Origin of the sequence: Pseudooceanicola aquaeponti (assembly GCF_050897975.1) — a bacterium.
Taxonomy (GTDB): Bacteria; Pseudomonadota; Alphaproteobacteria; order Rhodobacterales; family Rhodobacteraceae; genus Pseudooceanicola.
This window is the reverse complement of record NZ_JBPAXY010000001.1, coordinates 298,728-314,661: the sequence shown is the minus strand read 5'-3', so window position 1 is coordinate 314,661 and position 15,934 is coordinate 298,728. Positions and strand designations below refer to the sequence as shown.

The following is a 15,934-nucleotide window of genomic DNA, read 5'->3' as shown; positions in this document are numbered from 1 at the left end:
GGGCGTTCCCCCTCACACATCCAGCTCTTCCACGAACCTTGCGTTCTCCTGGATGTACTGGAAGCGCAGTTCGGGCTTCTTGCCCATCAGGCGTTCCACCAGGTCGCCGGTCTCGCCCGGTTCGTCCTCGTCGATGGTCACCCGGATCAGCTTGCGCGACTTGGGGTCCATCGTCGTTTCCTTCAGATCCTTGGCGTCCATCTCGCCCAGACCCTTGAAGCGCGAGACGTCGATCTTGCCGCGCCCGCCCAGGCCCTTTTCCAGCCACATATCCCGTTCCGCCTCGTCCTGGGCGTAGACGTGGATCGCCCCTTGGGTCAGGCGGAACAGCGGCGGGCAGGCGAGGTAGAGGTGGCCGTGGTCGATCATCGGCCGCATCTGGGTGAAGAAGAAGGTCATCAGCAGCGAGGCGATATGGGCGCCGTCGACATCCGCATCGGTCATGATGATGATCTTGTCATAGCGCAGATCGTCGATGTTGAACTTGGTGCCCAGACCCACACCCAGGGCCTGGCACATGTCGGCGATCTCCTGGTTGGCGCCGATCTTGTTGGAGGCCGCGCCCAGCACGTTCAGGATCTTGCCGCGCAGGGGCAGCAGGGCCTGGGTCTTGCGGTTGCGGGCCATCTTGGCGGAGCCGCCTGCGGAATCGCCCTCGACCAGGAAAAGCTCGGTGCCCTCGCGGGTGCTGTTGGAACAATCGGCCAGCTTGCCCGGCAGGCGCAGCCGCTTGGTGGCCGATTTGCGCTGTGTCTCTTTCTCTTGGCGGCGGCGCAGGCGTTCCTCGGCGCGCAGCACCAGGAAGTCGAGGATGGCGCCCGCCGATTTGCTGTCAGAGGCCAGCCAGTTGTCGAAATGGTCGCGCACGGCGTTTTCCACCAGCTTTTGCGCGGCGGTGGTGGCCAGGCGGTCCTTGGTCTGGCCGACGAACTCGGGTTCACGGATGAAGCACGACACCAGCGCGCAGCCCCCGGTGACTAGGTCGTCGCGGGTGATCTGCGCGGCCTTCTTGTTGTTCACCAGCTCGCCATAGGCGCGGATGCCCTTCAGGATGGCGGCCCAGAACCCGGCCTCGTGGGTGCCGCCCTCGGGCGTGGGGACGGTGTTACAGTAGCTCTGGATGAAACCGTCGCGCGAGGGGGTCCAGTTGATCGCCCATTCCACGCGCCCCGCCTCGCCAAAGCGTTCCTGGAAATCGACGCGGCCGCCGAAGGGCTGATCGGCATAGGTCGAGCTGCCTTCCAGGGTTTCCTTCAGATAGTCCGACAGGCCGCCGGGAAAGTGGAAGGTGGCCTCGGTCGGGGTGACCCCGTCGTCGATGGCGGATTTCCAGCGGATCTCGACGCCCGAGAACAGATAGGCCTTGGACCGGATCGACTTGAACAGGCGCGCGGGCTTGAACCGGTGGCTGCCGAAGATCTCGGGGTCGGCGTGGAAGGTGGTGGTGGTGCCGCGCCGGTTGGGGGCGGCGCCGATTTCCTCGACCGGGCCAAGGGGAATGCCGCGCGAAAACCGCTGTTCCACCAGCTTGCGGTCGCGGGCCACCTGCACGACCATGGAATCCGACAGGGCGTTGACCACCGAGGCACCCACCCCGTGCAGGCCGCCCGAGGTCTCATAGGCCTTGCCCGAGAACTTGCCGCCCGCGTGCAGGGTGCACAGGATCACCTCCAGCGCGGATTTGCCGGGGAATTTCGGGTGCGGGTCAAAGGGCATCCCGCGGCCATTGTCGCGGATCATCACCGAATAATCTTCCAGCAGCTCGACCTCGATGCGGTTGGCATGGCCCGCCACCGCCTCGTCCATCGAGTTGTCGAGGATTTCCGCCACCATGTGGTGCAAGGCGCGTTCATCCGTGCCGCCGATATACATGCCGGGGCGCTTGCGGACAGGTTCCAGCCCTTCCAGCACCTCGATCGAGGAGGCGTCGTAGGTCTGCGGCGCTGCGCCGTTCAGAAGGTCGTCTGACATGGATGGTCCCGGCTGCTCTTATTGGTGATCTGGGTCGCGGCATTATGGCAGCGCGGGCCGGGCGGGAAAAGGCCTTGGGCGCGATTGTGCGCAGGCGGGCAGATGTCCCTGCGCGGGTTGCGGATTGCCGCAGCGGCAAGGCGGTTTAGGTTGAGGCGAAAGGAGCCCCGGATGACCGCAGATCTGAGCCTGAACGAAGCCGCCCGCCCCGCCGCCCCCCGGATCGAGGGGGCGACCGAGGCGCAACGGCGGCAGGGCGGGCGGCTGGCGCTGATCCACGCGATGTACCTGCGCGAGATGGCGCAGACCCGTCAGCTGGTCGATCAGATCGAGGCGGCCGAGACGGCAGCGGCGGCGCGCGATGGCGCCCGGGCGCTGGCGGCCCGGCTGGACGAGATGCCGATGCTGCGCAACCTGCGCCTCTTCGGCGCGCTCTGCGGTCAGCACTGCGCCCATGTGATGGCCCATCACGACATCGAAGAGGCGCATATGTTCCCGCATCTGGACCGGGCGGCGGGGGCCGGATTTGCCCCCGTCCTGGCCAAGCTGCGGGCCGAGCACGAGGTGATCCATGCCCGGCTAGAGGCCCTGGCCCTGGCGGTGCAGGAAATGATGCAGGCCCCCGGGGCGGCGGCCTATGGCCCGCTGAAGGCGGCCTTCGAGGCGTTGTATACCGATATGCAATCGCATTTCGGCTACGAGGAAACGGAACTGCGCGAGGCGCTTGGCTTCTATGGCGGGGTCTGAAATTTTGTGACGAAAGGACAAGTCATGAGCACGGAAAGCAAACTGAAACTGAAAGTCATCATCGGCTCGACCCGCCCGGGCCGCGTCGGCCCCAGCGTGGCCAACTGGGTGAACAGCGGCGCCCGCGACCACGGCGGCTTCGAGGTGGAACTGGTCGACCTGGCCGAGATCGGCCTGCCCCTGCTGGACGAGCCGAACCACCCGGCGATGCAGAAGTACGAAAACGAGTCGACCAAGAAATGGTCCGCCGTGATCGGCGATGCCGACGCGGTGATCCTCGTGACCCCGGAATACGATTTCTTCGCCCCTGCCACCCTGGTCAACGCGCTTCAGGTCATCGCGGTCGAGTGGAAATACAAGCCCGTCGGCCTGGTGTCCTATGGCGGCATCTCGGGCGGCCTGCGCTCGGCCCAAGAGCTGCGCACGCTGATCTCGAACAAGGGCGCCATGCCGCTGCCCAACGTGGTGCCCATCCCGATGGTCTTCCCGCTGCTGGAAGACGGCACGGTGAAGGCCAATGACCCGATGAAGGACGGCCTTCAGGGCCTCTTCGACGAGCTGGTCAAATGGGGCCAGGCGCTGAAGCCGCTGCACAGCGCCTGAGGCCCGGCCCCGCTTGCTGCCCTGCGGCGGGAACCCTGCCGCAACCTTGGTGCCGCCCGTCCCCTGCCGGGGCGGGCGGCCTCGTCTTTGACCCGGGCTCTGACCCGGGCTGCGGCCCCTCTGGTCCGCGCCTGCGCGGTCCCGCCCCCCTGAACAGGCGCCCTTGCCGCGCGCCCATGCCCGGCCTAAGGGGAAAGAATGAACACTCCGATGACATATGGCGGGCACCTGCGGGCGATCCTGATCCTGGGTCTGCCGCTGGCGGGCAGCCAGCTGGCGCAGATGTCGCTGTCGCTGGTCGATGCGGCCATGCTGGGCTGGTACGATCCCACCACCCTGGCCGCCGAGACCCTGGCCATGGCGCTGTTTACGGTGCTGTTTCTGGCGGGCAGCGGCTTTTCCGCCGCCCTGTCGCCGCTGGTGGCGGCGGCCGAGGGGCAGGGCGACACCACCCAGGCGCGGCGGCTGACCCGGATGACCCTGTGGCTGTCGGCCCTGGCCGGGGTGGTGATCCTGCCGATCCTGCTGTCGGCAGAGCGGATCTTTCTGGCCCTGGGCCAGACGCCGGCCCTGTCGGCCCTGGCGGGCGACTATCTGGACATCCTGGCCTGGGGCATCTTCCCCGCCCTGGGCGCCATGGTGCTGAAAAGCTATCTGGCCGCCCTGGGGCGCACCAATGTGGTTCTGGTGGTGATGCTGGTCGCCGTGGGGATCAATGCCATCGCCAACTACGCCCTGATCTTCGGCGCCTGGGGTTTCCCCGAGCTGGGCATTCGCGGCGCTGCCCTGTCGTCGCTGCTGATGCATTTCGCCACGGTGATCTATCTGGTGATCTACATCCAGCGCACCCTGCCCGAGCAGTCCCTGTTCCAGCGGCTGTGGAAAAGCGATGGCGAGATCCTGGCCCGGGTCTTCCGCCTGGGCTGGCCCATCGGGCTGACCCTGGTGGCCGAGGTCGGCTTGTTCGCCGCTTCCTCGGTGCTGATGGGCTGGCTGGGGGAACTGCCGCTGGTGGCCCATGGGATCGCCATCCAGATCACCTCTATGATCTTCATGGTGCATCTGGGCCTCAGCCAGGCGGTGACGATCCGCGCGGGCCGGGCCCATGGGCAGGGCGACATGCTGGCCTTCCGGCGCGGCGCCCATGTGGCGCTGGTGCTGGCGCTGGCCATCGTGGGGCTGTCGCTGATGGCCTTCCTGATGATCCCCGAGGCGATGATCGCGGCCTTCCTGTCGCCCGAGGATCCGGCGCGCGAGGATATCCTGGCCGTGGGCAAGAGCCTGCTGTTCGCGGCGGCCGTCTTCCAGCTGGCCGACGCCATGCAGGTGCTGGCCCTGGGCCTGCTGCGCGGCTTGCAGGACACCCGCCGCCCGATGATCTTTGCCGCCATCAGCTATTGGGTGGTGGGCGTGCCCGCCGCCTATGCCCTAGGCTTCCCGCTGGGCTTTGGCGGGGTGGGGATCTGGCTGGGGCTGGCGGCGGGCCTGTCGCTGGCCGCCGTCACCATGATGACCCGGCTGTGGCGCAGCGTCGTGCCCCAGGCCGAGGCCGAGATCGCCGCGCGGGCGGGCTAGGGGGGCGGGGGCTTTGCCCCCCTTGGGCCCGGGCGGGCCCAATTCCCCCCAGAGTATTTCCAGCTGTCGGATGAAAAGAGGCGGGGCCCGGGGCTAGTCGCCGTCGCGCTCGCGCATCAGGCGTTCGGCGCGTTTGCGCACCAGCACGCTGCGCAGGTCATGCATGGCCAGCAGCAGCGGGTCGGTGATCGCCTCCAGCTCGTCCTCGGTGGCGCGGGTCTGCACCCATTGGGCGGTGGTGTTCAGGTGATCCACCGTGCGGAAGATGTCGTCCAGCTCGCGCGCAGAAAGCACCTCGCGCCGGGCCGCCATCCAGTCGCGGATCGCCGCCAGATCCTCTGGCTCTAGCACCCGGTCGCCATGGGGTTTCACATCGCCGTTGCGGATGTTGATCACCGCAATCTGGTCCATGGCGATGCGCCGCTGGCGGTCCTCGGTCGTCACCCGGAAGACGAAGGCGCCATTGTCGCGGACGCGGAAGTAATAGGGGGGCAGCTCGGCGGACATGGATTTCCCTCAGCTCAGGCCATCGCAGAAGGCCTGGATCCGGTCGCAGGCCTTCTCCAAGTTCTCTTCCGAGGTGGCATAGGAGATGCGGAAGTTCGGGCTGAGGCCGAAGGCCGCGCCAAAGACCGCCGCCACGTCGTTTTCCTCTAGCAGGGCGGTGGCGAAGGCCTCGTCGCTGTCGATCAGCGTGCCGCCCTTGCTGGTCTTGCCGATCAGCCCGGCGATCGAGGGGTAGACGTAGAAGGCGCCATCGGGTTTCGGGCAGGTGATGCCCGGGATGGCGTTCAGCCGCGAGACCACGATGTCGCGGCGGCGTTTGAACAGCGCGTTGTTGGGGGCGATGAAGTCCTGGGTGCCCTCCAGCGCCTCAAGCGCGGCCCATTGGCTGATGGTGCAGGGGTTCGAGGTCGATTGGCTTTGGATCTTGCGCATGGCGCCGATCAGCTCGACCGACCCGGCGGCATAGCCGATGCGCCAGCCGGTCATCGCATAGGCCTTCGATACGCCGTTCACCGTCAGGGTGCGGTCGTAGAGGCCGGGTTCGACCTCGGCTACGGTGCAGAAGGTGAAGTCGTCGTAGACCAGGTGTTCGTACATATCATCCGACAGGATGTGCACCTGCGGATGGCGCATCAGCACCTCGGTCAGTGCCTTAAGCTCGTCCCAGCTGTAGCCCGCGCCCGTGGGGTTGGAGGGCGAGTTGAAGATCAGCCACTTGGTGCGCGGCGTGATCGCCGCCTCCAGCGCCTCGGGGGTGATCTTGAACCCGGTTTCCAGCGGTCCTTCGATCACCACCGGCTCGCCCCCCGCGAGCAGCACCATGTCGGGATAGCTGACCCAGTAGGGGGCGGGGATGATCACCTCATCCCCGGGGTTCAGCGTCGCCATCAGGGCGTTGTAGAGGACCTGTTTGCCGCCGGTGCCGATCGAGACCTGGGCCGGTTCGTAGTCCAGCCCGTTGTCGCGCTTCAGCTTGGCGCAGACGGCGCGCTTCAGCTCGGGGATGCCGTCGACGGAGGTGTATTTCGTTTTGCCCGCCGCAATGGCGGCCACGGCGGCGGCCTTGATGTTCTCGGGGGTGTCGAAGTCGGGCTCGCCCGCCGACAGGCCGATCACGTCGCGCCCGGCGGCCTTCAGCTCCAACGTCTTGTTGGTCATCATGATCGTCGGAGAGGGTTTCACACGGGCCAGCGTGTCGGAAAGGAAGGCCATGGCGTCGGGCTCCGGTTTGTAATGCGCTGCTCTCCGTCTTAGGCTTGGGGCGCGCGCCCCGCAAGTTGCATCGGCCCGGGCGGGCGGGCCGCGAGGGATAGGAGACCCAGATGAGTGACGATTGGTATTCGGCCGAACATGCGACCTTCGGGGATCGGATCGAGGCGGCGCGGTCGGCCGCGGGGATGACCCAGGGCCAGCTGGCCAAGCGGTTGGGAATCAAGCTGGGCACGCTGAAGTCCTGGGAACAGGACCTGAGCGAGCCGCGCGCCAACAAGTTGCAGATGCTGGCCGGGGTGCTGGGCGTGTCCCTGGCCTGGCTGCTGTCGGGCGAGGGCGACGGCGTGGCGGCGCCCGAAGAGGGCGGCGAGCTGGACGCCACTGCCCTGGGGGTCTTGCAGGAGATGCGGGAATTGCGCAGCCAGATGGCTGGCATGACCGATCGCCTGGCGCTATTGGAAAAGCGCCTGCGGCAGACCCTGAAGGACCATGCGTGATGACCGAAGCCACCCCCCCGTTCGCCCCCGTCGAATCCTATCCCAGGGATGAGGCCCGCGAGACCCGCCTGAAGCGGATGAAGATGCGGTCCATGCGGCGGGGCATCAAGGAGATGGATATTATCCTGATGCGCTTTGCCGAGACCGAGCTGGAGGGGATGAGCGCGGCCGAGCTGGACGATTACGACGCCATCCTGACCCAGAACGATCAGGACCTGTATCAGTGGGTGTCGGGGCAGAAACCGGCCCCGGCCAATCTGGTGCCGATGATCGACCGGATCGCCGGGCACCAGTAAGCCCGTCTTCGATGAAGCGCGAAAGGGCGGCCCCGGGGCCGCCCTTTGTCGTTTTGGGGCGCGCGCCGGTCAGCCCCGGCGCAGTTCGGCCCGCAGGACCAGGGCATAGCCGCCCAGGACCAGGGCCATCAGCGCGAACCAGGTCAGCGCATAGCTGAGGTGGGAATTGCGGAAGGCGACAACGGTCTTGCCTGCGCGCGGCCAGGCCTGGGCCTCGGCGCCCGCTTCGGCATCGACGAAATAGGGCGCGGCGCGGGCCAGCCCCAGGGCCTGGGTGATGGCGCCGATGTCGCGGCGATACCAGCGGCCCGCCTGGGGGTCGTTGTCCTGCGAAAAGAGCCAGCCCTCATCCTCGGAGATCCGCAGCAGACCGGTGACGGTAACCGGGCCTTTGGGGTGGCTGTAGTCGCCCGACAGGGCGCGGTCCTCGGGCACCACGCCGCGGTTCACCAGGACGACGGTGCCGTCGTCGCGGCGCAGGGGCGTCAGCACCCAGTAGCCGGGGCCGTAGTCCGAGGGGGTGTAGACCAGGGCCGTGTCGCCATGGTCGTAGCTGCCCGACAGGGTCACGCGGGTGTATTCGTCGCCCTCGCGGGAGATCCCGGCCCAGGCCTCAGGCCCTGGGGCGGCGACGGGGGCGGCATGGATGCGGGCCTCGACCCGCTCGATCAGGTCGGTCTTCCAGTGCAGGCGCTGCACCTGCCAGGTGCCCAGCCAGGCGAAACCCGCCACGCCGATCACCGCCAGCAGGGTGACCAGGATCAGGCGGGGCCAGCGCGGGCCGCGCGGCGTGGATGTGTCATCGGTAGAGGGGGCGGGGGTCATGGGGGCCTCGATCAGCCGGGGTTTCTGGGGAAGATGGGGCAGGGGGCGCCCCCTTCAATGGAAAGGGGCCGGACGATCCCGCCCGGCCCCTCCCTGCGATCTTTTGGGGCCGGATCAGCCCTGCTGCGATTGCAGCGACATCATCTCGTCCAGATCGGGCATCGGCATCATGTTCTGGTTCATGTTGTGCATGACCCAGAGAGAGCCCGCCAGAACGATGACCAGGATGATCACCGAGAAGATCGTGGCGGTCAGGGTCCAGCCCTGTTCGCTGCTGCGGCCCACATGCAGGAAATAGACCAGGTGCACGATGATCTGCACCGCGCCCATGGCCATGATCAGGCCGATCAGCACGTTGCGGGACAGGCCGGTGTCGCCCATGACCAGCCCGAAGGGCAGCACGGTCAGGATGACGGCCATGGCAAAGCCCGTCATCAGCGAGCCGAAGGTGCCGTGGCCGGTGTGGCCCTCGGTGTGGGTGTCGTGGTCGCTGCTCATCAGATCAACCTCACGAGATAGACGAAGGAGAAGACCCCGATCCAGACCAGATCAAGGAAGTGCCAGAACATCGACAGGGTCGACAGGCGCCGCATGTTGGCACCGATCAGCCCGTGCATCCGCAGCTGCACGATCAGCGTCACCAGCCAGATGATACCGCCGGTGACGTGCAGCCCGTGGGTGCCGACCAGGGCAAAGAAGGCCGACAGGAAGGCCGAGCGGTCGGGGCCTGCGCCGATGTGGATCAGGTGGCGGAACTCGTAGATCTCCATGGCGATGAAGCCCAGACCGAAGAGGCCCGTGACGATCAGCCAGTTGATCGTCTTGTCCAGCCGGCCCTTGTCGGCGGCCAGCATGGCCATGCCGAAGGTCACCGAAGAGATCAGCAGAAGCGCCGTCTCGATGGCGACGAAGCCCGGTTCGAACAGATCCGCGGGGGCAGGGCCGCCCGCATAGCTGAAGCCCAGCACCGCATAGGTCGCGAACAGCGCCCCGAAGATGATGCAGTCGCTCATCAGGTAGATCCAGAACCCGATGGGGGTCGGGCTCTCGTGGTGGCCATGAGCGTGGCCCTGTGCGTCGGTCGCGCTCATGCTGCGGTTCCTTTCGCTTCGGTGGCCGCGATCTCATCCGGCTGGATGTAGTAGTCGCGGTTGTAGTTGAAGGTATGGCCGATGCCGATCGCCAGCATGGCGAGGAAGGCGAGGATGGCCAGCCACCAGATGTACCAGACCATGGCGAAGCCGAAGACGAAGGCCGCGGCCGAGATCAGCACGCCCGATGCGGTGTCCTTGGGCATGTGGATCGGCTGGTAGTCGGTGGACCACTGGAAGCCGTCCTGCTTCATCTTCCAGAACATGTCGCGGCCGGTGACCTGGATCTCCTGCGGGAAGTTGTACTTCTGCGGCGGAGACTGGTTGGCCCATTCCAGGGTGCGCGCGTTCCACGGGTCACCGCCACAGGCCAGGGCCTTGCGGTTCTTGATCGACACGTAGAAGCACATGAAGGTGCTGAGGATGCCGAACAGGATGATCACGGCACCGATGGCGGCGACGATGAAATAGGGCTGCCAGCCGGTGTCGGCATAGCTGTTCATCCGGCGGGTGACGCCCATCAGGCCGAGCGCGTAAAGCGGCATGAAGGCCACGTAGAAGCCCACGAACCAGCCCCAGAAGGCGCGCTTGCCCCAGCGGTCATCAAGCTTGAAGCCGAAGGCCTTGGGCCACCAGTAAGTGACGGCGGCATAGACGCCAAACACCACGCCGCCGATGATCACGTTGTGGAAGTGGGCGATCAGGAACAGGGTGTTGTGCAGCTGGAAGTCGACCGGCGGAACGGCCAGCAGAACGCCGGTCATGCCCCCGATGGTGAAGGTCACCAGGAAACCGATGGTCCAGTACATCGGCAGCTCCAGCCGGACCGAGCCCTTGTACATGGTGAACAGCCAGTTGAAGATCTTCACCCCTGTCGGCACCGCGATGATCATCGTGGTGATCCCGAAGAAGGTGTTCACATCCGCCCCGGACCCCATGGTGAAGAAGTGGTGCAGCCAGACGACGAAGGACAGAACCATGATGCAGGAGGTCGCCCAGACCATCGTCTTGTAGCCGAACAGCGGCTTGCCCGAGAAGGTGGCGACGATCTCCGAGAACACCCCGAAGATCGGGATGATCAGGATGTAGACCTCCGGGTGGCCCCAGATCCAGATCAGGTTGATGTACATCATCGCGTTCCCACCGAAGTCATTGGTGAAAAAGCGGAAGTCGAGGTAGCGGTCGAGCGTCAGCAGGGCCAGAGTGGCGGTCAGCACGGGGAAGGCCGCGACGATCAGCACGTTGGTACACAGCGCCGTCCAGGTGAAGACGGGCATGTCGAACAGCTTCATCCCCGGGGCGCGCATCTTCAGGATCGTGGCGATCAGGTTGATCCCCGACAGGGTGGTGCCCACCCCGGCGATCTGAAGCGACCAGAGGTAGTAGTCCATCCCCGGCCCGGTGGAATAATTCGCCCCAGACAGCGGCGGGAAGGCCAGCCAGCCGACACGGGCAAATTCACCGATGAACAGCGAGACATTGACCAGCAGCGCACCGGCCACCGTCATCCAGAACGAGAAGTTGTTCAGGAAGGGGAAGGCCACGTCGCGGGCGCCAATCTGCGTCGGCATGACATAGTTCATGATGCCGGTGACAAAGGGCATGGCCACGAAGAAGATCATGATCACGCCATGGGCGGTGAAGACCTGGTCGTAGTGGTGCGGCGGCAGATACCCCTCGGCGCCGCCGGCGGCCATGGCCTGTTGCGCCCGCATCATGATGGCATCGGCAAAGCCGCGCACCATCATGATGAAGCCCAGCACCATGTACATGATGCCGATCTTCTTGTGGTCGATCGAGATGACCCAGTTCTTCCACAGCGGCACCCAAAGACGGAATTTCGTCATCAGTGCCAGCAGGATCAGGCCGCCCAGGGCGATACCCAGGAAGGTGCCGATCAGGATCGGTTCTTGGTAGGGGACCCAGTCGAGGGTGAAACGGCCGGTCAGCCAGTTCCAGGTCTCGGCCGGTTGAACGTGTTCGGTAGCCATCAGTGATCGGCCTCCTCGTTCTCGGCGCCGTCTTCGGCGGAATGGGATGCCTCGGAGGCGTCACCGTGATCGGCGGCACCATGGGCGGAATAGTCGGGGGCCTGGCGCGGAACCAGATTGCCGAAACCGTCGATCGAGCGGGCGTGGTCGTAGGAATAGGCGGCGCCATCGGCGATGCCCTCCAGGCCGCCGCCGCCCATCATGTCGGTCATCATCATGTGGCTCATGCAGACCTGGCCGTCCTCGACGCACATTTCGACGATGCGGTCGAACAGGCCGTCCTCGACCGCGCCGTAATAGGCGGGTTCGACGTTCATGCTGGGGGCTTCCAGCGCCAGGTAACTGTCGGCGGTCAGGGGCTGGGCGGCGCGGGCCGCCTCGACCCAGGCGTCGAAGCCCGCCTCGTCCATGGCCAGCGTGTCAAAGGTCATGCCGGCGAAACCGGGGCCCGAGTAATGCGCCGAGCGGCCCGGGTAGGTGCCTTCCTCGTCCGCGATCAGGTGCAGCTTCGTCTCCATCCCGGTCATCGAATAGACCATGCCGCCCAGGGCGGGGATCGACAGGGTGTTCATCACCGTCGAGGAGGTCAGCGAGAAGTTCACCGGACGCCCCGCGGGGATCGCCAGTTCGTTGACGCTGGCCACGCCCAGTTCGGGGTAGATGAACAGCCACTTCCAGTCGAGCGAGACCGCCTGCACCTCGATCGGATCCCCGGCTTCGAGGTGGTCCAGGGGGCGGTAGGGGTCCAGCCGGTGGGTATAGACGGCGGTGTAATAGCCAAGGGCGAGGATGATCAGGATCGGCACGCCCCAGACGACGATTTCCAGCTTGGTGGAATGCTCCCAGTCGGGGGCGTAGTCGCTCTTGTCCTTGCGGTCGGCGCGGTACTTCAGCGGGAAGTAGACCGACATGAACAGGACCGGCAGGATGACGATCAGCATCAGCAGGGTGGAGATGATCAGGAGGTTACGCTCCTGGTCGGCGACCCAGCCCGAGGGGGCCAGGACGTGGTACTGGCAGCCGGAAAGCGCAAGCGCGCCCCCTGCGGCCAGCAGGAGTTTGAGTGGTCGGAACAAAGTCTTGCCTCTTGTTCTGTCCGGGGGCCGATGGGGAAGAGGGAGAGGGTCGGGCGCCCGGAAAGCGAGTTTGCGCGCCCGGGCTAAGCTCTGTTGCGGCAAACAACAGCGAGGCGGATTGACGCACCAGGGGCGTAGGGCGCTGAAAGTAACGAATTATTGAGAAAAGGACCCTGTGCCGCGCGCAGAAATTTGACTGTCAGATGCGAATTTCGGGCATCGCGATGCTGCGGTGCAGCTTGGGGTTGTGGGGCGGCGCGGCAAAAGGGGCGGGTTGCGACTCACCTATGGGCGCGGCTTTCCCTTGCGGCAATGGGGGCTGTGCCGGGCTTCCGCGAGGGGGCGCCCCAGGCTCCGGTCGCGGGGCCGGGCCCGGCGGGTGTCGGAACTGTCGCGAGGGCTGTGCAAAGTGACTTTCTCACCCTTCGGGCGCCCGGGCAGGGGGTGACGCCCGGGGCAGGCCGCTGGATCCAGAGCTCAGACGTGGCGCGTAGCCCGCCCCGCGACCCGCGCGTGGTGCGGCAAGCATCGGCCGCCAGGGGGCCTCTTCAGGGCAGGGCGTCGACCAGGATCGCAGACAGGTCAGAGCCTGTCCGGCGCAGGGTGGCGAGCTTTTGAAAGCCGTCCGAGGCCCAGAAGGTCTCGGCGCTGGCCCTGTCCGGGAAGGCCAGGATGAAGGCCGCGTCGGGCAGCGGGCCAGGGCCTTCCAGTTGCGTGGGCGCCCCACCCCGGACAAGAAAGCGCCCGCCATGGGCGGCGACCACATCCGGGAACTTCTCGAAATACTCGGTCATCCAATCGCGGCTATGGATCTGCATCTGGCCAATCACGAAGGCGCCCATGATCCTGTCTCCCTGCACTTGGCTGTCGCAAAGAGCATAGGCCGACGGGCCACGCCAGACAACGTTGGCCGCCCGCGCGGGGGTCTAGTCAGTCCCGGGGCCGCACCCCGGTCGTAGGTCAGTAGATATAGCGGATCTGGTCGCTCCAGAAGCGTTCGACCTTGCGCAGCGAACTGGTGATCTGGTCGAGGCCCGAGAAATCCAGCACGCCGCGTCCCTCCAGCCCCTCGGCATGGCGGGCGAAGAGCTCTGACACCACCTGGCGGATGTCGCGCCCCTTCTGGGTCAGGCGCACCCTGACCGAGCGGCGGTCGATCTCGCAGCGTTCGTGGTGCATATAGCCCATCTCGACCAGTTTCTTGAGGTTGTAGCTGACGTTCGAGCCCTGGTAGTAACCGCGCGTCTTCAGCTCACCGGCCGTCACCTCGTTGTCGCCGATGTTGAACAGCAGCAGGGCCTGCACCGCGTTGATCTCCAGCACGCCGACGCGCTCGAACTCGTCCTTGATCACGTCCAGCAGCAGCCGGTGCAGCCGTTCCACCAGGGCCAGCGCGTCAAGATAGCCGCCGTGGAAATCCTGCGGCGCGCTGCGCGGGCTGATCGCGTTCTGAATGCTCATCCAAGTCTCCGTCGCATGTCTGCTCGGGCGGAAACTGGGGTAAATTCCCGAAAATCCGGTTAATTCCAAATGGATGCACCGTGCCTTGGTTAACGGGGCGGGGCCGGGGCGAGCCTAGTGCGGCTGTCGTCCCGCGCGGGGCCGGGGTGGTAGCGTCGCCACCGGCAGGATCTGCAACTCGCGCAGCAGCTTGCGCGCCATGGCGGCCTCGAAATCGGCAAAGCCCAGGGCGGTTTCGGTGAAGGCATCGGGGCCGCGCAGCACATAGGCGCGGAAATAGGCCGAGAGGGCGGCGACCCGTGCGCCCGGGCCGATCACCAGGCCGTTGACGGTGACATCGCCCATAGCCACGCCGCCGGGGTGGGGGCCGGTGTTGTGCTGGCCGTCGCCCGACAGGTCCAGCACCCGTCGCCAGCAGCCCGGCTGCTCGGCCAGGGCCGCCGCGCCAAAGCGCAGCGCCGGGCCAATCGCGGTCGAGGGATCCATGGCCTGGCGCCGCGCCCCGCGCAACCGCGCCTGAAAGCTGGCCAGGGCGGCGGGGCTGTCGATCTCGGCCCAGGGGGCCAGGATGCGCTGATCCTGCGGCCCGCTCCATTCATAGACCATCAGCCGCACCGGCGCCTGGGGCAGGGCGAAGAGGGCCGCGCGCACCTCTGGGTGGTCCAGCGCCCGGGCCAGCCCTTCGACTTGCAGGGTATATTCGGCGTCATCGACCGAGCCGGATACGTCCAGCCCCAGGGCCAGCGCCTCGCGGCAGGCTTGGGCCTGAGGTTGGGCCTGGGCGGCGCTAGGGGCGGCCAGCAGCAGCGCCGCCAGGATCAGCCGCAGCATCGGCCGGACCCCGTGGCCCCGTCGCCCAGGCGCAGGTCGTTCATTTCGCGGAAGAGTTTCAGGGTCATCGCCCGGCGGAAGTCGGCATAGCCGCGCGCCACCTCGACAAAGGCGCCGGGGCCGTGCCGCAGCTGGGACAGGTAATAGGCCACCACCTCGCTGTCGGCGCCGCCCTCGGTTACCGCCAGCCCGTTGACGGTGACCCCGGCGAAGGGAAAGTGGCGATAGGCCAGGGGCGGGCCGAAGCCCTCGTTGCCGATGCCGTCGCCCGACAGGTCGATCACCTGGCGGTCGCAGGCGGGCGCAGCGGCCAGCAGGCCCGCGCCATGGCCCAGGGCATAGCCTATGGCGGTGGGATAGCCGGTATAGGCGCGGCGCGCGGCCCCGATGCGGGCCACGGCGGCGTCGATATCGCCGGCCTCTGACAGCAGCACCCAGGGCAGAACCTGGTGTTGCTGATAGCGCCCGCTCCACTCGTAGACCGTCAGGGCCACCGGGCCCGCGCCGTTCAGGATCACCCGGCGGATGTCGGGATCGTCCAGCGCGGCGGCCAGCCCGTCCCGTTGCAGCGCATATTCACGCGCATCGACGGAAGAGGAGACATCCAGCGCCAGGGCCAGGGCCAGGCGGCAGGGTTGCTGGGCAGTGGCAGGGCCGGGCAGCAGCAGGGCGAGGGGCAGAAGGGCGAGGGCGCGGAGGGCGGACCGGGCCGCGCCTTTCAGCTTTGCCGTTCTGCCCCCGCGCCGCATCTTACCAGTGCCCGATGTTTTCCATCGACACCCAGGGCTCGGCGGGTTCCAGCGCCGGGCCCTCCTGCAACAGCTCGACCGAGATATTGTCGGGGCTGCGCACAAAGGCCATGCGGCCATCGCGAGGCGGGCGGTTGATGGTCACGCCCGCGTCCATCAGGCGTTGGCACATCTCGTAGATATTGCCGACGCTATAGGCCAGGTGGCCGAAATGGCGGCTGTCCGAGGGCAGGCCCTCGTCGCCGTCCCAGTTGTAGGTCAGTTCCACCGGGCATTCGTCCTGGCCTTCGGGGGCCATGAAGATCAGGCTGAACCGGCCCTCTTCGCTGTCGATCCGACGCGTTTCGCGCAGGCCCAGCAGTTCAAAGAAGGCCATGGTTTTCTCCAGGTCCTTTACCCGGACCATGGTGTGCAGATAGCGAACCTTCATCGCTTGTCCTTTCGGTCTTGTCCTTGGCGGCCCCGGCAGGGGGGCTTTGGAAGAAACCTAGCAGCCAGGGGG

At 66.5% G+C, this 15,934-nt stretch carries 18 protein-coding genes; 5 read left to right on the top strand and 13 right to left on the bottom strand.

What is annotated here, in order from left to right:
- Nucleotides 1–12: 12 nt before the first annotated feature.
- The gene (gene parE, locus ACRARE_RS01510; RefSeq protein ID WP_432654639.1) at nt 13–1,971 is read right to left on the bottom strand and encodes a DNA topoisomerase IV subunit B; all 1,959 of its coding nucleotides are present in this window, start codon (nt 1,969–1,971) and stop codon (nt 13–15) included.
- Between the two features lie 171 nt (nt 1,972–2,142).
- Between parE and ACRARE_RS01505 the strand changes: the two genes are divergently transcribed.
- The 3 genes from ACRARE_RS01505 (at nt 2,143) to ACRARE_RS01495 (ending at nt 4,896) form a co-directional block, all read left to right on the top strand.
- Nucleotides 2,143–2,718 (top strand): hemerythrin domain-containing protein, encoded by a 576-nt coding sequence (locus ACRARE_RS01505; protein WP_432654638.1) that lies wholly within the window; start codon nt 2,143–2,145, stop codon nt 2,716–2,718.
- A 24-nt stretch (nt 2,719–2,742) separates the two neighbouring features.
- Nucleotides 2,743–3,321 (top strand): NADPH-dependent FMN reductase, encoded by a 579-nt coding sequence (locus ACRARE_RS01500; RefSeq protein ID WP_432654637.1) that lies wholly within the window; start codon nt 2,743–2,745, stop codon nt 3,319–3,321.
- A 198-nt stretch (nt 3,322–3,519) separates the two neighbouring features.
- Nucleotides 3,520–4,896: an MATE family efflux transporter gene (locus ACRARE_RS01495; RefSeq protein ID WP_432654636.1), complete on the top strand. Its 1,377-nt coding sequence runs from the start codon at nt 3,520–3,522 to the stop codon at nt 4,894–4,896.
- 93 nt (nt 4,897–4,989) lie between these two features.
- Here the strand turns inward: ACRARE_RS01495 and ACRARE_RS01490 are convergent, their stop codons facing one another.
- Both ACRARE_RS01490 and ACRARE_RS01485 read right to left on the bottom strand, forming a co-directional pair.
- Nucleotides 4,990–5,403, bottom strand: coding sequence for a hypothetical protein (locus ACRARE_RS01490; protein ID WP_432654635.1), 414 nt, complete (start codon nt 5,401–5,403; stop codon nt 4,990–4,992).
- A 9-nt stretch (nt 5,404–5,412) separates the two neighbouring features.
- The gene (locus tag ACRARE_RS01485) at nt 5,413–6,615 is read right to left on the bottom strand and encodes a pyridoxal phosphate-dependent aminotransferase (RefSeq protein ID WP_432654634.1); all 1,203 of its coding nucleotides are present in this window, start codon (nt 6,613–6,615) and stop codon (nt 5,413–5,415) included.
- 110 nt (nt 6,616–6,725) lie between these two features.
- Here ACRARE_RS01485 and ACRARE_RS01480 point away from each other — a divergent pair, with 110 nt between their 5' ends.
- On the top strand, nt 6,726–7,112 hold the full coding sequence (locus ACRARE_RS01480) for a helix-turn-helix domain-containing protein (protein WP_432654633.1): 387 nt from the start codon (nt 6,726–6,728) through the stop codon (nt 7,110–7,112).
- Complete coding sequence (locus tag ACRARE_RS01475) at nt 7,112–7,408, top strand: succinate dehydrogenase assembly factor 2 (RefSeq protein ID WP_432654632.1); 297 nt, start codon at nt 7,112–7,114, stop codon at nt 7,406–7,408. Before ACRARE_RS01480 ends, ACRARE_RS01475 begins: the two co-directional genes overlap by 1 nt.
- A gap of 69 nt (nt 7,409–7,477) precedes the next feature.
- On the opposite strand, the gene ACRARE_RS01470 is transcribed toward ACRARE_RS01475, so the two are convergent.
- The 10 genes from ACRARE_RS01470 to ACRARE_RS01425 form a co-directional block, all read right to left on the bottom strand.
- On the bottom strand, nt 7,478–8,233 hold the full coding sequence (locus ACRARE_RS01470) for an SURF1 family protein (protein WP_432654631.1): 756 nt from the start codon (nt 8,231–8,233) through the stop codon (nt 7,478–7,480).
- A gap of 114 nt (nt 8,234–8,347) precedes the next feature.
- Complete coding sequence (gene cyoD, locus ACRARE_RS01465) at nt 8,348–8,731, bottom strand: cytochrome o ubiquinol oxidase subunit IV (protein ID WP_432654630.1); 384 nt, start codon at nt 8,729–8,731, stop codon at nt 8,348–8,350.
- A complete protein-coding gene (gene cyoC / locus ACRARE_RS01460) occupies nt 8,731–9,324 on the bottom strand; it encodes a cytochrome o ubiquinol oxidase subunit III (RefSeq protein ID WP_432654629.1) in 594 nt (197 codons plus the stop codon). Before cyoC ends, cyoD begins: the two co-directional genes overlap by 1 nt.
- A complete protein-coding gene (gene cyoB, locus ACRARE_RS01455) occupies nt 9,321–11,315 on the bottom strand; it encodes a cytochrome o ubiquinol oxidase subunit I (RefSeq protein WP_432654628.1) in 1,995 nt (664 codons plus the stop codon). Before cyoB ends, cyoC begins: the two co-directional genes overlap by 4 nt.
- Nucleotides 11,315–12,391, bottom strand: coding sequence for a ubiquinol oxidase subunit II (cyoA, locus tag ACRARE_RS01450; RefSeq protein ID WP_432654627.1), 1,077 nt, complete (start codon nt 12,389–12,391; stop codon nt 11,315–11,317). Before cyoA ends, cyoB begins: the two co-directional genes overlap by 1 nt.
- 548 nt (nt 12,392–12,939) lie before the next feature.
- Entirely contained in the window at nt 12,940–13,233 is a 294-nt protein-coding gene (locus ACRARE_RS01445) for a DUF1330 domain-containing protein (protein WP_432654626.1), read from the bottom strand.
- A 118-nt stretch (nt 13,234–13,351) separates the two neighbouring features.
- Entirely contained in the window at nt 13,352–13,852 is a 501-nt protein-coding gene (locus tag ACRARE_RS01440; protein WP_432654625.1) for a MarR family winged helix-turn-helix transcriptional regulator, read from the bottom strand.
- A gap of 114 nt (nt 13,853–13,966) precedes the next feature.
- Nucleotides 13,967–14,683: a DUF1194 domain-containing protein gene (locus tag ACRARE_RS01435; RefSeq protein ID WP_432654624.1), complete on the bottom strand. Its 717-nt coding sequence runs from the start codon at nt 14,681–14,683 to the stop codon at nt 13,967–13,969.
- Nucleotides 14,671–15,432, bottom strand: a complete 762-nt coding sequence (locus ACRARE_RS01430) for a DUF1194 domain-containing protein (protein WP_432654623.1) — start codon at nt 15,430–15,432, stop codon at nt 14,671–14,673. The genes ACRARE_RS01435 and ACRARE_RS01430 overlap by 13 nt, the downstream gene beginning before the upstream one ends.
- Nucleotide 15,433: 1 nt before the next feature.
- Complete coding sequence (locus ACRARE_RS01425) at nt 15,434–15,862, bottom strand: VOC family protein (protein WP_432654622.1); 429 nt, start codon at nt 15,860–15,862, stop codon at nt 15,434–15,436.
- Nucleotides 15,863–15,934: the final 72 nt, after the last annotated feature.

Coding starts and splice junctions, on each gene's coding strand:
- parE (WP_432654639.1), bottom strand. CDS start 1,971: ATGTCAGACGACCTTCTGAACGGCGCAGCGCCGCAGACCTACGACGCC.
- ACRARE_RS01505 (WP_432654638.1), top strand. CDS start 2,143: ATGACCGCAGATCTGAGCCTGAACGAAGCCGCCCGCCCCGCCGCCCCC.
- ACRARE_RS01500 (WP_432654637.1), top strand. CDS start 2,743: ATGAGCACGGAAAGCAAACTGAAACTGAAAGTCATCATCGGCTCGACC.
- ACRARE_RS01495 (WP_432654636.1), top strand. CDS start 3,520: ATGAACACTCCGATGACATATGGCGGGCACCTGCGGGCGATCCTGATC.
- ACRARE_RS01490 (WP_432654635.1), bottom strand. CDS start 5,403: ATGTCCGCCGAGCTGCCCCCCTATTACTTCCGCGTCCGCGACAATGGC.
- ACRARE_RS01485 (WP_432654634.1), bottom strand. CDS start 6,615: ATGGCCTTCCTTTCCGACACGCTGGCCCGTGTGAAACCCTCTCCGACG.
- ACRARE_RS01480 (WP_432654633.1), top strand. CDS start 6,726: ATGAGTGACGATTGGTATTCGGCCGAACATGCGACCTTCGGGGATCGG.
- ACRARE_RS01475 (WP_432654632.1), top strand. CDS start 7,112: ATGACCGAAGCCACCCCCCCGTTCGCCCCCGTCGAATCCTATCCCAGG.
- ACRARE_RS01470 (WP_432654631.1), bottom strand. CDS start 8,233: ATGACCCCCGCCCCCTCTACCGATGACACATCCACGCCGCGCGGCCCG.
- cyoD (WP_432654630.1), bottom strand. CDS start 8,731: ATGAGCAGCGACCACGACACCCACACCGAGGGCCACACCGGCCACGGC.
- cyoC (WP_432654629.1), bottom strand. CDS start 9,324: ATGAGCGCGACCGACGCACAGGGCCACGCTCATGGCCACCACGAGAGC.
- cyoB (WP_432654628.1), bottom strand. CDS start 11,315: ATGGCTACCGAACACGTTCAACCGGCCGAGACCTGGAACTGGCTGACC.
- ACRARE_RS01445 (WP_432654626.1), bottom strand. CDS start 13,233: ATGGGCGCCTTCGTGATTGGCCAGATGCAGATCCATAGCCGCGATTGG.
- ACRARE_RS01440 (WP_432654625.1), bottom strand. CDS start 13,852: ATGAGCATTCAGAACGCGATCAGCCCGCGCAGCGCGCCGCAGGATTTC.
- ACRARE_RS01435 (WP_432654624.1), bottom strand. CDS start 14,683: ATGCTGCGGCTGATCCTGGCGGCGCTGCTGCTGGCCGCCCCTAGCGCC.
- ACRARE_RS01430 (WP_432654623.1), bottom strand. CDS start 15,432: ATGCGGCGCGGGGGCAGAACGGCAAAGCTGAAAGGCGCGGCCCGGTCC.
- ACRARE_RS01425 (WP_432654622.1), bottom strand. CDS start 15,862: ATGAAGGTTCGCTATCTGCACACCATGGTCCGGGTAAAGGACCTGGAG.